Source organism: Pseudarthrobacter sp. RHLT3-21 (assembly GCF_059383495.1).
Map to the genome: position 1 here is coordinate 26,700 of NZ_JBWZCI010000001.1, position 15,389 is coordinate 42,088.

Genomic DNA, 15,389 nt, shown 5'->3' on the forward strand with positions numbered 1-15,389 from the left:
AGGCCGCCCCGCCGCGTGTCAGGCCACCCCGCCGCGTGTCAGGCGGCGGCGTCGTCCTGCTGAAATTCCGGGGCCGCCAGCGAACGCGGCGTGACCTCGAGTGCTGGTGGAGTGAGCAGCCCGGATTCGTCCATGGCATTGAGCTTCCGTGCGGTGGGCAGGATCCGCGCTTCCAGGGTGCCGATCAGGGAGTTGTACCGGTCCACCGAAGACTTCAGGGACGAACCCAGCTTGCCCACGTTATCCCCGAGCGTTCCCATGCGTTCGTACAACTGACGTGCGAGGTCGAATAGTTCCCGCGCACTGTCCGTCAGCACATCCTGGCGCCACGTGAAGGCCACGGATTTGAGCACTGCAAGCAGCGTGCTTGGCGAGGCGAGAACCACATTCCTCGAGAGCGCGTGGTCCAACAGCGTCGCATCGGCCGTCAAGGCGGCAGCCAGGATGGATTCGGCCGGCAGGAAGCAGATCACCAGCTCGGGGGAGTTCCCGGGGATGTCCCAATACTTCTTGTTACTCAGCGAGTCCACGTGGGCCCGCAGCGCCTTGGCATGGGCGGCCAGCAGGGATTGCTGGCTGCCGGGGTTCCCAGCTGTGCCCGAATCCTGACGCGCACCCAGCTCCTGGGCCTCCAGATACGAGGACAACGGCACCTTGGCGTCCACCACCAGCTGCTTCTGGCCAGGAAGCTGGACTACCAGGTCGGGGCGGACCGCTGAATCGGTCCCGGCGCTGTGGACCTGCTCCAGAAAATCGACGTGCTTGAGCATGCCCGATGCTTCAACCACGCGGCGCAATTGAACCTCGCCCCACTGTCCACGCGCACTGTTGGAGCGCAGGGCTGACTCGAGGGCGTGCGTGGAGCGGATCAGCTGGGCATCGGAAAGCCTGGCCTCCTGCAGTTGCTGGGCCAGCTGGCCGTACTGTTCAAGGCGGTCGCGTTCCAACAGGGCCACCTGCTGCTGCACCGCCGTCAGCTTTTCCGCCACCGGGGCGAGTGCCCGGAGCACGCTCCCGTCCTGGTTGCGGGCCTCGCCGAGCTCCCGGTTCTGCAGGGAAAGGAGGCGGCGCTCCGCGTCCGCGGCGGCGAACTGGGCGCTGACCTCGGAAAGGCGCGACGAGACAGCGTCGAAGTCTTCCTCCAGGGCACGACTGTGCCGGCGCAAGGAAAAGTAGGCGCTGGCGGCGCCGGCGACGGCACCCACCAGCAGCATCAACAGGGCAAGAATCAGGGCTAAAGCATCCATATCCTCACTGTGGCATGACCCTGTGACAATTTGCGGAAGCGACATATTCGACCCTGCGTCCACCAAGGTGCCGACACCGCGGGGTGCCGCCTGGGGCCCATGTGTCCGGCAACCGGTAGAATCAATGCTCGTGGCTCTTACTATTGGCATCGTCGGACTGCCCAACGTCGGCAAATCAACTCTTTTCAACGCACTGACCCGCAACCAGGTGCTCGCGGCGAACTATCCGTTCGCAACGATCGAACCCAATGTCGGCGTCGTGAACCTGCCGGATCCCCGGCTCCAGCAGTTGGCTGACATCTTTGGCTCGCAGCGCCTGTTGCCGGCTCCGGTGTCCTTCGTGGACATCGCCGGAATCGTGAAGGGCGCGTCGGAGGGCGAAGGCCTGGGCAACAAGTTCCTTGCCAACATCCGCGAGGCAGAGGCAATCGTCCAGGTGGTTCGGGTGTTTGATGATCCCGACGTCATCCACGTCGACGGCAAAGTGGATCCCCGCTCGGATATGGAAACCATCGACACCGAGCTGATCCTGGCTGACCTTCAGACCATCGAAAATGCGATTCCCCGGATCGAAAAAGAAGTCAAGATCAAGAAACGGGACGCCGCGGAGCTGGCGGCCATCAAGGCCGCGCAGGCGGTCCTGGAACGCGGCGACACCATCTTCTCCTCGATCAAGAGCGACAAGCTGGAGATGGAGCACCTCAAGGAGCTCAGCCTCCTGACCGCCAAGCCGTTCATCTACGTCTTCAACGCCGACGAAGGCATCCTGGGCAGCCCGGAGAAGCAGGACGAGCTGCGGGCCCTGGTGGCCCCCGCGGACGCCATCTTCCTCGATGCGAAGCTCGAATCCGACCTCGTGGAGCTGGACGAGGAGGAGGCGCGCGAAATGCTAGAAATGAACGGCCAGGACGAGTCCGGCCTCGACCAGTTGGCGCGCGTCGGCTTCCACACCCTGGGGCTACAGACCTACCTCACGGCCGGTCCGAAGGAAACGCGTGCCTGGACGATCCATCAGGGCGACACCGCGCCGCAGGCAGCGGGGGTCATCCACAGCGATTTCCAGCGCGGCTTCATCAAGGCCGAAGTGGTTTCCTTCAATGACCTCATCGAGGCCGGGTCCATGGCTGAAGCCAAGTCCCGCGGCAAGGTCCGGATTGAAGGCAAAGAATACGTGATGGCTGACGGCGATGTAGTGGAGTTCCGCTTCAACGTCTGATTAGCCTCAGTTTTCCGCGTAAACAGTGGATATAAGCAAGGCCAGTCCGCACAGAGTCCGCAGGAATGTTCAGGGCGTCATCCATCATGGCGCCCGCTGCGGCTCTGGTGCGGTCCTCCGCCGTCGGTCACAGGTGCGAATAGGTGTCCAAGGGCGTGGTTGCCTTGGCATGGCCCAGTGCTCCGCCAAGAGCTACTTGGCAGCACTGGCCACGACCTGAAATAGGACGCCCCACCTATGCTTGTAGCGAGCGCCCGCCGTCATGTCCGCCCGTTTCTCATGGACAACGAATTACCCAGCAGGCCGCCGCGCGAATGTCCCGCAGCGTGTGGGACATCCTTACGCGGTTAGAACCCGCCTTGGATGGATTCCATGAAGGCCTCGAACTTCCGCTCCGCCTGCTCAGGGGATAGCGAGTTGTACGGCCGCTCGTCGGGGCCCAGCCATTCGATCTCCGGCGGCCACGTCAGGTTAGCGCCGTGCATGAGCACCGGGCCGAGATGGTCAGGGCAGACGTACTGGTTTGTGTCCGCTACCCGTACCAGTTGAAAGGGCGCCGGAGCTTCGCAGCGCGTCTTACCTTTCGGGCCTTCCAGCCACGCATCGCAGATCATGTCATTTTCCATGCCCTCGAGTTTACGCAGCAAGCCGCTGCGTAATTGTGCCTCAGCCTGTGGCGCAATTGTCCCGACCCCTGACGGCACAGAATAGCCCCGAACCTATGACAGGTGCCGGGGCAGTTCCTACTTGCTTAGCCTGGCTCAGGCGCCCTGAGGCACGGCGTACTTGGCAGCGAGGGCAGCCAGCGCATTGCCCGCGGCGATTGCCTGGGAGGCCGTCAGCATGGTGATGGCTGAGAAGTCCAGCGCCAGGAGCTCGAACGTCACGCCGCGCTCGAACGTGAATGTGGTTTCGATCCGCCAGCCGTCGCCAGTCTCGGACGGTCCGTCGAAGTGATCGGCCGGCAGATCCGGTTGCAGGGCATCCCGTGCCTGGATGAAGCCCTCAGGAGCGGCGACAACGGGGGAAGGGTCCACCGTGACGGTGCTAGTGGTGATGTCTGAGTCAGCCTCGAACCAGCGTTCCCCGAGCGTCCGCTCGAAGTCGGCCAGCAGCTCCGATGCCGTCAAACCCATTTCTTTGGCCAGCAGGATGAGCTCTTGGACTGTCTTAGGCATTTTGGTGGTGGTGTTCGTAGCGTTCATGGCTGAGACCGTTCTGTTGGAGGCTCGTGGACGCGGTGAGTCTAGCGGTTTGGTGTGACAACCAATGGGCCTCCATTCCGCAGAAAGTCCGTAAGAGGTCCGCAAGAGGGTAAATCCGGACGACATTGGCCCATGCCCGGAACCGCTAGAATTCAAGGAAAACAAGGAGTTTCAACGTCGGTGCGGGTATATAAAGGTACGTTCCGCTTCAACGTGTGATTCCGGACAGGCAAAGGAGACGGCATGCCCCTGAGGCGTCTGATTCAGGTCATCACCGGTGCCATCGCTGCGGCGCTGGTTATCTCGGGATGCTCCCCTTCGGGGGGAGCGCCTCCCGTGGTGGTCGGTGAGACGAACCGCGGCGGCAGCGCCACCGTGGCCGAGGTGAATGCCTTCACGTCCTTCAACCCGCTCAGCGCCGACGGAAACACGGACATCAACACCAAGATCGGCCACATCACCCATTCGGGGTTCTACTACGTGGATGACACCGAAAAGGTGGTGCGGAACGAGAAATTCGGCCGGTACGAAAAGATCTCCGACAAGCCCCTGAAGGTGAAGTACACCGTCAATGAGGGTGTGAAATGGTCCGACGGCGAAGCCATCGATGCCGGCGACCTCCTCCTGTCCTGGGCGGCCGGCTCGGGCTACTTCGACGATGCTGAACCTCAATCGGGGACCGGCACAACGTACTTTTCGTCCGCGGCTGACAAGACAGGCCTGGCGGCCACCACACTCCCGGAGATCGGCAGCGACGGGCGTTCCGTCACCCTTGAATACGCTTCGCCGTACGCTGATTGGGAAGTAGCGTTCGACGTCGGGCTCCCCGCCCATGTTGTGGCCGCCAAGAGCGGCCTCAACGACGAAGACGACCTCGTGGACCTGATCAGGGACTCGCCCCGGGGCGACACCAAGCAGCCCTCGGTCAATGCCGCGCTGAAGCGGGTCAGCGACTTCTGGAACTCAGGGTTCGACACCAAGACGCTTCCGGATGACCCGGTCATGTACCTTTCCAGCGGCCCCTACATCGTCAGGGACATAGTTCCGGACGCCTCGATCCGGCTGGTCCGGAACAGGGACTATGTCTGGGGGCCGGAGCCCTATCTGGATGAGATCACCGTACGGTTCACCGGTGCCGCCTCCACCGCCATTGCCGCACTCAGGAACGGCCAGGCGGACATCATCGCACCGCAGCCATCCGCCGGTACCGAAAGCCTCTTCGACGGACTGGTGGAGCAGGGCAATACCGTCCAGCGCTACAGCCAGTCCGGTTACGACCACCTCGATCTCAACTTTTCGGGACCGTTTGCGGACAAGGACGTCCGCGAAGCGTTTTTGAAGACCGTTCCGCGGCAGGAGATCGTGGATGACGTGGTGGGCGGATTCGTCGCCGACGCGAATCCCCTCAACTCACAGGTCTTCCTGCCAGCCCACCCCAAATATCCGGACACCGTGAAGGACAACGGTTCGGCCGAATACGCCGCCGTGGACATCCAAGGCGCTAAGTCGAAATTGCGGGCTGCTGCTCCCACTGTGCGCATCCTGTACAACAAGGACAACCCCAACCGGGTGCGGGCCTTTTCCCTGATCCGCGACTCCGCCCGCCTCGCCGGATTCACGGTTGAAGACGCGGGCCTCGGCAGCTCGGACTGGGCGAAAGCGCTCGGTGGCGGCAGCTACGACGCCGCCATCCTCGGCTTTGTCGGACCCGGGGTCGGCGTCAGCCGCGTCCCGCAGATATTCAAGACCGGTGGCGGCAGCAACTTCAACGGGTATTCCGACAGCGACGCGGACAAAGCTATGGAGCAATTGGCGGGCACCACGGACCTCGCAAAGCAGGACGAACTGCTGGCTAACATCGACAAACGCGTATGGGACAGCGCCTATGGCCTGCCGCTGTACCAGACCACGGGAACTGTCGCTTTCAGCAGCCGCGTGACGGGAATCAAGCCCAGCTCCGGCCCTTCGGGCGTCTGGTGGAATGTCTGGGAGTGGCGCCTCAAATAGGCCGCCCTGGGGGCCTTTCGCCGTTGTGGGAGCAGGGCCTCGTCCTCGATTCGCAGCAACTCCTACCAACGAGTAGCATGTGACTTGCGTAACTTCCGAGTACCGGCTAGTTATTGGCGGTTAACTGGTTACGGTTTGGCAACGGAGTACCAGTATTTGGACTTTGTGCGGTTAGGCTACTCGTATATGTAGGCCACGTCACAGTGAGAACCTGTGACCGGCCTGCCGGGGAGCAAAAGATTTCCCCTGAACATCTCCCACAACTCATAGGAGGCGGAATGCGTTTCACGCGCACTTCCAAAGCACTCGGCATGGTGGCGATCGCTGCTCTTGCCCTGACCGGCTGCGGCGCTGGAGGCGGCAGCAATGACGGTGCCAGCCAGTCGGCCGGCGATCCCAACAAGGTGATCACGGCGTACAGCAACGAACCACAGAACCCCTTGCTGCCGGCAAATACGAACGAAGTTTACGGCGGCCGCGTTGTCGAGCTGCTCTTCGAAGGTCTTCGCAGCTACGACGCCAACGGCAAGCCGGTCAACTCGCTTGCAGAGTCGATTGAGTCGCCTGACGCCCAGAACTGGACCATCAAGGTCAAGCAGGGCCAGAAGTTCACGAACGGCGAAGCGATCACCGCCAAGACGTTCGTCGATTCCTGGAACTTCGCCGCCAACTCCAAGAACCTGCAGAACAACGGATTCTTCTTCGAGTCCATCGAGGGCTACGCAGATGTCTCTGCCGTGACTACGGCGACAGCAGCCGATGGCAAGAAGACCACCACTCCGGCGCCCACCGCCGAAACGATGTCAGGTCTGACGGCCAAAGACGATTCCACTCTCACGGTGAAGCTGGCACAGCCGGAAGCTGACTGGTCGCTCCGCCTCGGCTACTCCGCCTTCTTCCCGCTGCCGTCCGCAGCTTTGGCGGATCCGAAGACCTTCGGCGAAAACCCGGTAGGCAACGGCCCGTACAAGTTCGAAAAGACCGGTTCCTGGGTACATGACCAGTCGATTTCCCTCGTCAAGAACGCTGACTACAGCGGTCCCCGCGAATCGAAGAACGGCGGCGTGACCTTCAAGTTCTACACCGATCCGGGCCCCGCATACACGGATCTCCAAGGCAACAACCTGGACGTCACCGACGTGCTGCCTTCCAACGCACTGAAGACCTACGTCACGGACTTCCAGGACCGCAACTCCACCAAGGCAGTGGCCACCAACTCCACGCTGAACATCCCGGGCTACAACCCGAACTTCCAGGGTGAAGCCGGCAAGCTGCGCCGCCAGGCGCTGTCCTACGCCATCAACCGCGAAGAAATCGCCAAGGTAGTCTTCAACGGCACCCGCACCCCGGCCAAGGCCTTCGCCCCGCCGGTCATCGACGGCTTCAAGGAAAGCCTCAAGGGCAGCGAAGTCCTCAAGTTCGACGCCGCCAAGGCTAAGGACCTGTGGGCCAAGGCTGACAAGATCCAGCCGTACGACAACTCCAAGCCGCTGCAGATCGCCTCTAACACTGATGGTGGCAACAAGGAATGGATTGACGCCGTAGCCAACGGCTTCAAGAACAACCTCGGCATCCAGGCCGAAATCCAGCCGTTCGCCAAGTTCGCTGAAGTTCTGAACCTGCGCAAGTCCCAGTCCCTCCCAGGCCTGAGCCGCGCCGGCTGGCAGGGTGACTACCCGTCGCTCTACAACTTCCTCGGACCGGTCTGGGCAACGGGCGCTTCGTCCAACTACGAGAAGTATTCGAACCCTCAGTTCGACAAGCTGCTCCAGGAAGGGCTTGCCGCCAAGACCACGGATGAGGCCAACGCCAAGTTCAACCAGGCCCAGGAGGTTCTCTTCGAGGACCTGCCCGGACTGCCTCTCTGGGACCAGGCACGGCCGATCGTGTGGAGCGAAAATGTTGTGAAGGCCGAAACCGGCTGGAACGGCGGAATCCTCTACTACAACATCACGGCCAAGTAGTCTCCAGGAACTAACTTGCCGCCAGGCGGATGGGGGTCCGGCACAAAGCCGGGCCCCCATTGTCCTGCACGGCAGGAAGGCACAAATGAAACACCTCTCTTCGCATCCGGAAGGCTGGTGATCCGGTGGTCCGCTTTATTCTGAAACGACTCCTGCAAGTGATCCCCGTCTTCATTGGCACCACGCTTTTGGTCTATTACATGGTCTTCGCCCTCCCCGGCGATCCCATTGCGGCGCTCTTCGGAGACCGCCAGCCCCCGCAGGCAGTCATCGACACCCTGCGCAGCCAGTACCACCTGGACCAACCTTTCTGGGTCCAGTACGGGCTCTTCCTGCAGAACCTCTTCACCTTCAATCTCGGCAACGACTTCACCGGCCAGCCCATCGCGGCGAGCTTGGCGCGGGTCTTCCCCGTGACGGCAATGCTCGCCGTTGAAGCACTTGCCATTCAGGCAATCTTCGGAGTGGCCTTCGGCGTCTTCGCCGGCCTCCGCCGTGGCGGCTGGTTCGACTCCACTGTCCTGGTGGTCTCGCTGGTTGTCATCGCGGTCCCGACGTTTGTCCTCGGCTTCGTCTTCCAGCTGGTCTTCGGCGTGCAGCTCGGCTGGGCGAAACCCACCGTCGGCGCCAACGCCGATTGGGGCAGCCTGCTGCTTCCGGCAGTCGTCCTCGGCCTGGTGTCGTTCGCCTACGTTCTCCGCCTGACCCGCGCCTCGGTCAGCGAAAACATGAATGCCGACTACGTGCGAACTGCCACCGCCAAAGGCCTGTCACGGCCGCGGGTGGTCATCGCGCACATCCTGCGTAACTCGTTGATTCCGGTGGTGACGTACCTCGGCGCAAACCTTGGCGGTCTTATGGGCGGTGCGATCGTGACGGAGGGCATCTTCAACGTCCCCGGCGTCGGCAACAAGCTCTACCAGGCCGTCCTGCGCAGTGAAGGCCCCACCATCGTCTCCATTGTCAGCGTTCTGGTGCTGGTCTTCGTGGTGGCCAACCTGCTCGTTGATCTCCTGTATGCCTGGCTTGACCCGAGGATCCGCTATGACCAGTAATAACAGCCACTTTGTGGCGCCCATCGACGAAACTCCGTTGCTGGCAACCGACACCGTCAAGACTGACCAGGCACCGCTGAGTCTGTGGTCCGACGCCTGGCGCAAGCTTCGCCGTCGTCCGCTGTTCATTATTTCGGCGTTGCTCATCCTGGCACTTGCTGTGGTGGCGCTGTTCCCGGGCCTTTTTTCGTCCGTCGCTCCGAACGACGGCTGCGTACTGGCCAACTCGGAAGGCGGCCCCACGGACGGGCATCCCTTCGGCTTCACCTTCCAGGGCTGCGACATCTATTCCAGGGTCGTCCATGGAACCCAGGCTTCACTTTCAGTGGGTATTCTCTCCGTGCTCTGCGTCCTGGTTGTCGGTGTGACCGTCGGAGCTCTAGCGGGCTACTACGGTGGTTGGGTCGACGCTGTGCTTGCCCGACTGGGCGACATCTTTTTTGCCCTCCCGCTGATTCTCGGTGCACTCGTGATCACGCAGTTGCCTTTCTTCCGCGAAAACAAGAGCGTTTGGAGCGTCGTGTTTGTGATTGCGCTGCTGGCATGGCCGCAGATGGCGCGCATCACCCGCGGCGCGGTCATTGAAGTGCGCAATGCAGACTTTGTGACGGCTGCCCGTTCACTGGGCGTTTCAAAGTTTGGCGCCCTGGTCCGCCACGTTCTCCCTAACGCCCTGGCGCCGATTATCGTCCTTGCCACGCTCGAACTGGGCGTCTTCATCGTGGCGGAAGCCACCCTTTCCTTCCTGGGAATCGGCCTGCCGCAGAGCATCATGTCCTGGGGCAATGACATCGCCGGTGCGCAGGCGTCCATTCGAACGAGGCCGGAAATCATGCTCTATCCGGCGGCGGCGCTGTCCATTACCGTGTTGAGCTTTATTATGCTCGGCGACGCCGTACGTGACGCCCTCGATCCCAAGAGCCGGCAGCGATGAGAGAGAAAGAGATGACTACTCCAGAAATCCACATCGATGAGGCCGGGTCTGCCGAAGTGAAGCCACTGCTGGAAATCCGCGACCTGGCCATCACGTTCACCACCGGCAGCGGTGAAGTCCAGGCAGTCCGCAACGCGCACCTGACCATCATGCCGGGAGAAACCGTGGCAATCGTTGGGGAGTCGGGCTCAGGCAAGTCGACTACGGCACTCGCCGCCATTGGCCTGTTGCCCAACAACGGCCGTGTTTCCGCGGGGCAGATCCTGCTCGATGGCGAGGACATCGCCCACGCCACGGAACAGCGGATGATCGAACTGCGGGGCAACACGATCGGCATGGTCCCGCAGGACCCCATGTCCAACCTGAACCCGGTCTGGAAGATCGGCTACCAGGTCAAGGAAACCCTTCGTGCCAATGGCCGGCCCAGCGGCCCGGATGATGTCGCCCAGGTACTGTCCGAGGCGGGGCTGCCGGATGCCCACCGGCGCGCCAAACAATACCCGCATGAGTTTTCAGGCGGTATGCGCCAGCGCGCCCTGATTGCCATCGGACTGTCCTGCCAGCCGCGCCTGCTGATCGCGGATGAGCCGACGTCGGCACTGGACGTCACGGTCCAGCGGCAGATCCTGGATCACCTGGACACCATGACCACGGACCTGGGTACAGCCGTCCTGCTGATCACCCACGACTTGGGGCTGGCCGCCGAGCGGGCCGACAAGGTTGTGGTGATGTACCGGGGGCAGGTGGTCGAGGCCGGACCTTCGCTGGCATTGCTCCAGAATCCGCAGCACCCGTACACCAAGCGGCTGGTTGAGTCTGCGCCGTCACTGGCGAGCCGAAGGATCCAGGTCGCCAAGGAGCAGGGTCTCGAAGCCTCAGACCTGCTGGCTACTGCTGCGGAGGCAGCTGCCGCGGACAACGTCCTGCAGATCCAGGACCTGCGCAAGGTCTACAAGCTCCGCCAGGGCCTGGGGAAAACGACGGACTTCGCTGCTGTTGACGGGGTGAGCTTCGATGTTAAGAGGGGTACCACCACGGCTATCGTGGGGGAGTCCGGCTCGGGCAAATCCACTGTGGCAAAGATGGTGCTGCAGCTCGAAAAGCCGACCGATGGGAAGATCCTTTTCGACGGCGTCGACACCTCGCTGCTGAAATCTTCGGAACTTTTCAAGTTCAGGCGACGCGTACAGCCGATCTTTCAGGATCCTTACGGCTCTCTGGACCCGATGTACAACATCTTCCGGACCATCGAGGAGCCGTTGCGGGTCCACAAAATCGGCGACGCCGCCAGTCGTGAAAAGAAGGTCCGCGAACTCCTGGACCAGGTGGCTCTGCCTCAGTCGACCATGCAGCGGTACCCGAATGAGCTTTCGGGTGGCCAGCGTCAGCGCATTGCGATTGCGCGAGCCTTGGCCCTGGACCCCGAGGTGATCATCTGCGACGAAGCCGTGTCCGCGCTGGACGTGCTGGTCCAGGCACAGGTGCTCAACCTGCTTGCGGACCTGCAGGCCAACCTCGGGCTGACCTATCTCTTCATCACCCATGACCTGGCTGTGGTGCGGCAGATTGCCGACCACGTCTGTGTGATGGAAAAGGGCAAGCTGGTGGAGACCGGTTCCACGGACGATGTCTTCGAGTCCCCTCAGCAGGACTACACCAAGGCATTGCTCAACGCCATTCCCGGTGCGAAGCTGATGCTTCCGCCCGAAGTGGCCTGATCCGGACGCGGTATTCAGGGTTAAGGATGGAGCCGGTGCCTTCAAGGCACCGGCTCCATCGCCTTTTAACGGTCTGTTCAGTGCGCCTAAACAGTCTCTTCAGCGCGCCAAGGGCCGGTCCGGTCCGGCCTGAGCTGTTCAGCCCGCCGGGGTGCCTGCGGGAGTTGCCGCCGGGACTGTGCCGTCCAGCGGTGGGCCTTCGAGCCCCAACTGCCGAAGCCTGGATCCGAGCAGCCCGCCCAGTGACCTGCGGCCTGCGGCATCCATGTGGACGGCATCTGCCAGGTTCTTCGCGAGGTTGTATTTCGACAGCCAGTCGCCCACGCCCACAAAAGGTATGCCGTGCCGGGCCGCCACCGTGCCCAGCAGCGCGTCCACCTGCGTCCTGCGACCGCCGCCGTAATTGGCGCCGCGGGCCAGGGTGCCGATCATGGCCATCCTGGCGCCTGGATAGCGGTCCTTCAGTGCGCCGATCAGACGGTCGGCGTTGGCCACGATCTGGGCATCGGTAGCGCCGCGGGCGGCGTCGTTGCCGCCCCCCTGGATGACGATCAGCGCGGGCGTCCCGTACGGCAGCTTCCAGTCGCCGCGCTGCAAGGCGTCGATGTAGTTGCCCGTCTTGCCGTTGGACGCCACGAACCCCGTTCCGCCGAGCCCGCAGAAGTGGACCTTGTAGCCAACGGCGGCAAGGCCAAGACGCGGCCACCCGTTAGCGGGCTCGGATTGGGAATCGCCGATCAGGAGCGCCGTGTGGCGCATGTCCGGCACCACCACCTCGTCACGCCCGCTGGCCGGGTTGCTGTACACGGAACCTGAAGGCAGGCCGATCGGATCGCCACCGCGGGCCTGGTATCCGCCGGCCACCGCACCCTGTGCCGGGGATGGCACGCCGGAATTCGGTGTGGCTGCTGGGGTCTGACCGCAGCCGCCCAGGAGCGCGGCTACCGCGATTCCAGAGGCGACAAAGCGGGTCAGAGCCGAGGCTTTTCGCATCAGGGATTCTCCGGGCTTGCTGTGGATACCACAGCAATGATGGGGCATCAAGTCACAAAAATCCAGTGAGCTTGGTCACTCTTTGAGCGGTGGCGGGCCGGAATTACCCACCTGCCGGGCTGGGCCGGTCCAAGATTTTTAGGCCAACAATAGGCTCAGCGTTTAGAATGAGGGAAGGAGCCCTGTGTTATTGGGCTAATCCGTCGTGCGTTCCGGTTGGAAATGTCGCGATACAACAGCTGACTTCACCACTGAATCGAGCAATCACGCATGTCTGAAACCACCACCAACACCGCGGTAGCCACTGCATCACGCAGTGACCTCCGCAACGTCGCGATCGTGGCCCACGTTGACCACGGCAAGACCACTCTGGTCGACGCCATGCTCAAGCAGACCAACTCCTTTGCCGAACACAACCACCTCGAAGACCGTGTCATGGACTCCGGTGACCTGGAACGCGAAAAGGGCATCACCATCCTGGCCAAGAACACCACCGTGGCCTACAACGGACCGTCCTCCAACGGTGAAACCATCACCATCAACGTCATCGACACCCCCGGCCACGCCGACTTCGGCGGCGAAGTAGAGCGCGGCCTGTCCATGGTGGACGGCGTTGTACTCCTCGTTGACGCCTCCGAGGGCCCGCTGCCCCAGACCCGCTTCGTGCTGCGCAAGGCCCTGGCCGCGCACCTCCCGGTGATCCTCCTCGTCAACAAGACTGACCGCCCCGACGCCCGCATCGAGGAAGTTGTCCACGAGTCGATGGACCTCCTCCTGGGCCTCGCCTCGGACCTCGCCGACGAAGTTCCGGACCTGGACCTGGACAAGATCCTTGAAGTACCGGTCGTCTACGCAGCAGCGAAGGTAGGCCGCGCCTCCCTGGACCAGCCCGCCGACGGCTCCGCTCCGGACAATGAGGACCTCGAGCCGCTGTTCAAGACCATCATCGAGCACATCCCGGCTCCGACGTACAACCCGAACGGTGTGCTCCAGGCACACGTCACCAACTTGGACGCCTCCCCGTTCCTGGGCCGTCTTGCCCTGCTGCGCATCTACAACGGCACCCTGCGCAAGGGCCAGACCGTTGCCTGGGCACGCGCCAACGGCGAGCTCAAGAACGTCAAGATCACCGAGCTGCTGGCCACCAAGGCACTGGACCGCGTTCCCACCGAGTCGGCAGGTCCGGGCGAAATCGTCGCCGTTGCTGGCATCGAGGAAATCACCATTGGTGAGACCCTGACCGACGTCGACAACCCGCAGCCGCTGCCCCTGATCACCGTGGACGATCCCGCGATCTCCATGACCATCGGTATCAACACCTCGCCGCTGGCCGGCCGGGTCAAGGGCGCCAAGGTTACGGCCCGCCAGGTCAAGGACCGTCTGGACAAGGAACTGATCGGTAACGTCTCCATCAGGGTTCTCCCCACCGAGCGTCCTGACGCCTGGGAAGTCCAGGGTCGTGGCGAGCTTGCGCTGGCCATCCTGGTCGAGCAGATGCGCCGTGAAGGCTTCGAACTGACCGTCGGCAAGCCGCAGGTTGTCACCCGGACCGTCGACGGCAAGATCCACGAGCCGATGGAACACATGACCATCGACGTGCCGGAAGAGTACCTGGGCGCCGTCACCCAGCTGATGGCCGCCCGCAAGGGCCGCATGACCAACATGGCCAACCACGGCACCGGCTGGTGCCGCATGGAGTTCATCGTTCCGGCCCGTGGCCTGATCGGGTTCCGCACCAAGTTCCTCACGGACACCCGCGGCGCCGGCATTGCAGCCTCCATCTCCGAGGGCTACGAGCCCTGGGCCGGCCCGATCGAGTACCGCACCAACGGTTCGATGGTGGCCGACCGCGCCGGAGTTGTGACGCCGTTCGCCATGATCAACCTGCAGGAACGTGGCTCCTTCTTCGTCCGGCCCACCTCCGAGGTTTACGAAGGCCAGATCGTCGGCGAAAACTCCCGCGCCGACGACATGGACGTCAACATCACCAAGGAAAAGAAGCTCACCAACATGCGTGCGGCTTCCTCGGACACGTTCGAGAACCTGACGCCGCCGCGCGACCTGACCCTCGAAGAGTCCCTCGAATTCGCCCGCGAAGACGAGTGCGTCGAGGTCACCCCGGAGTCCATCCGCATCCGGAAGCTCATCCTGGACGTCAACCAGCGCGCCAAGTCCACCCGGGCACGCGCCAAGGCTTAACCCAGTTTTTGTCCAGATAAACGCACTTTAGGGCGGTTTAGCCCGCGATATCTGGACAAAAAATCCTTGAAGCTGCCGGTACGGCAGGCGGGAATCCCGCCGTCGTGCCGGCAGTTTCTTTTGTGACAGGAAAAACGTCAGTTGCGGACGCGGGCGGGGCGCCGCTCGGGCGCCGGCGGGACTTCCTTGGCAGCCACCACGAGGTCCAGGGGGATGACGACGTCGGCCATCCGCGTGCGGACTGTGCAGCCGCCGTCGTCAGTGGCCACCAGATGCCCCAGGGCGTCGGTCAGGCCGCCGTCGATCCGGTAACGGACCACAACCCGTGTTCCGGGCGGGGCGGTGGCCAGAAATTCTCGGGGCGTAGGCTGGGCGGGACTCACCAGTTCATACTAAGGCGGCCGGCTAGGTTCGCGTGGATGGGCTGGGAGATAATAGGCTCAGAAGTCAACAGTCCGGCCGGTGCCGGATTCAAGTGCCGGCCGTTGCCGGGAAATATCGTGGAGAGGCAAGGGACGTGACGTACGTAATCGCGCAGCCGTGTGTAGATGTCAAGGACAAGGCATGTATCGAGGAATGCCCCGTTGACTGCATCTATGAGGGTGAGCGTTCCTTGTACATCCACCCCGATGAGTGTGTCGACTGTGGTGCGTGCGAGCCGGTCTGCCCGGTGGAGGCCATCTATTACGAGGATGACACTCCGGAGGAATGGGCTGACTACTACAAGGCCAACGTCGAGTTCTTCGATGACATTGGCTCGCCCGGCGGCGCCGCCAAGGTTGGCAACACGGGCAAGGACCACCCGATGATCGCTGCCCTGCCGCTGCAGAACCAAGACCACTGAGCCGGGC

13 protein-coding genes are annotated in these 15,389 nt (G+C 62.7%); 8 read left to right on the top strand and 5 right to left on the bottom strand.

The features are described 5' to 3' along the window. Positions 1-38 precede the first annotated feature (38 nt). The gene (locus AC50YA_RS00145; protein WP_494980387.1) at positions 39-1,247 is read right to left on the bottom strand and encodes a DNA recombination protein RmuC; all 1,209 of its coding nucleotides are present in this window, start codon (positions 1,245-1,247) and stop codon (positions 39-41) included. Positions 1,248-1,377: 130 nt separating this feature from the next. Between AC50YA_RS00145 and ychF the strand changes: the two genes are divergently transcribed. Continuing rightward, positions 1,378-2,463 carry a redox-regulated ATPase YchF gene (gene ychF, locus AC50YA_RS00150; protein ID WP_494980388.1) on the top strand — a complete coding sequence of 362 codons (1,086 nt, stop codon included), beginning with the start codon at positions 1,378-1,380 and terminating at the stop codon, positions 2,461-2,463. A gap of 347 nt (positions 2,464-2,810) precedes the next feature. On the opposite strand, the gene AC50YA_RS00155 is transcribed toward ychF, so the two are convergent. Continuing rightward, positions 2,811-3,089 (bottom strand): hypothetical protein, encoded by a 279-nt coding sequence (locus tag AC50YA_RS00155; RefSeq protein ID WP_494980389.1) that lies wholly within the window; start codon positions 3,087-3,089, stop codon positions 2,811-2,813. A gap of 135 nt (positions 3,090-3,224) precedes the next feature. Further along, the gene (locus AC50YA_RS00160) at positions 3,225-3,668 is read right to left on the bottom strand and encodes a hypothetical protein (RefSeq protein ID WP_494980390.1); all 444 of its coding nucleotides are present in this window, start codon (positions 3,666-3,668) and stop codon (positions 3,225-3,227) included. A 243-nt stretch (positions 3,669-3,911) separates the two neighbouring features. On the opposite strand from AC50YA_RS00160, the gene AC50YA_RS00165 reads away from it, so the two are divergent. The 5 genes from AC50YA_RS00165 to AC50YA_RS00185 all read left to right on the top strand — a co-directional run bounded on the left by AC50YA_RS00165 (position 3,912) and on the right by AC50YA_RS00185 (position 11,346). Then, positions 3,912-5,675 (top strand): ABC transporter family substrate-binding protein, encoded by a 1,764-nt coding sequence (locus AC50YA_RS00165; protein ID WP_494980391.1) that lies wholly within the window; start codon positions 3,912-3,914, stop codon positions 5,673-5,675. A 278-nt stretch (positions 5,676-5,953) separates the two neighbouring features. Continuing rightward, on the top strand, positions 5,954-7,639 hold the full coding sequence (locus AC50YA_RS00170; RefSeq protein ID WP_494980392.1) for a peptide ABC transporter substrate-binding protein: 1,686 nt from the start codon (positions 5,954-5,956) through the stop codon (positions 7,637-7,639). A gap of 125 nt (positions 7,640-7,764) precedes the next feature. Further along, positions 7,765-8,694: an ABC transporter permease subunit gene (locus tag AC50YA_RS00175; protein ID WP_354158255.1), complete on the top strand. Its 930-nt coding sequence runs from the start codon at positions 7,765-7,767 to the stop codon at positions 8,692-8,694. After that, positions 8,684-9,628 (top strand): ABC transporter permease, encoded by a 945-nt coding sequence (locus tag AC50YA_RS00180; protein ID WP_494980393.1) that lies wholly within the window; start codon positions 8,684-8,686, stop codon positions 9,626-9,628. Before AC50YA_RS00175 ends, AC50YA_RS00180 begins: the two co-directional genes overlap by 11 nt. 11 nt (positions 9,629-9,639) lie before the next feature. Further along, positions 9,640-11,346, top strand: coding sequence for a dipeptide ABC transporter ATP-binding protein (locus AC50YA_RS00185; protein ID WP_494980394.1), 1,707 nt, complete (start codon positions 9,640-9,642; stop codon positions 11,344-11,346). A gap of 138 nt (positions 11,347-11,484) precedes the next feature. Here the strand turns inward: AC50YA_RS00185 and AC50YA_RS00190 are convergent, their stop codons facing one another. After that, positions 11,485-12,339 (bottom strand): SGNH/GDSL hydrolase family protein, encoded by an 855-nt coding sequence (locus AC50YA_RS00190; protein ID WP_494980395.1) that lies wholly within the window; start codon positions 12,337-12,339, stop codon positions 11,485-11,487. Between the two features lie 270 nt (positions 12,340-12,609). Between AC50YA_RS00190 and typA the strand changes: the two genes are divergently transcribed. Beyond that, positions 12,610-14,538, top strand: a complete 1,929-nt coding sequence (gene typA, locus AC50YA_RS00195; RefSeq protein WP_494980396.1) for a translational GTPase TypA — start codon at positions 12,610-12,612, stop codon at positions 14,536-14,538. A 137-nt stretch (positions 14,539-14,675) separates the two neighbouring features. Here the strand turns inward: typA and AC50YA_RS00200 are convergent, their stop codons facing one another. Continuing rightward, positions 14,676-14,921: a putative acetyltransferase gene (locus AC50YA_RS00200; RefSeq protein ID WP_494980397.1), complete on the bottom strand. Its 246-nt coding sequence runs from the start codon at positions 14,919-14,921 to the stop codon at positions 14,676-14,678. A 134-nt stretch (positions 14,922-15,055) separates the two neighbouring features. Here AC50YA_RS00200 and fdxA point away from each other — a divergent pair, with 134 nt between their 5' ends. Then, positions 15,056-15,382 (top strand): ferredoxin, encoded by a 327-nt coding sequence (gene fdxA, locus AC50YA_RS00205; protein ID WP_494980398.1) that lies wholly within the window; start codon positions 15,056-15,058, stop codon positions 15,380-15,382. Positions 15,383-15,389: the final 7 nt, after the last annotated feature.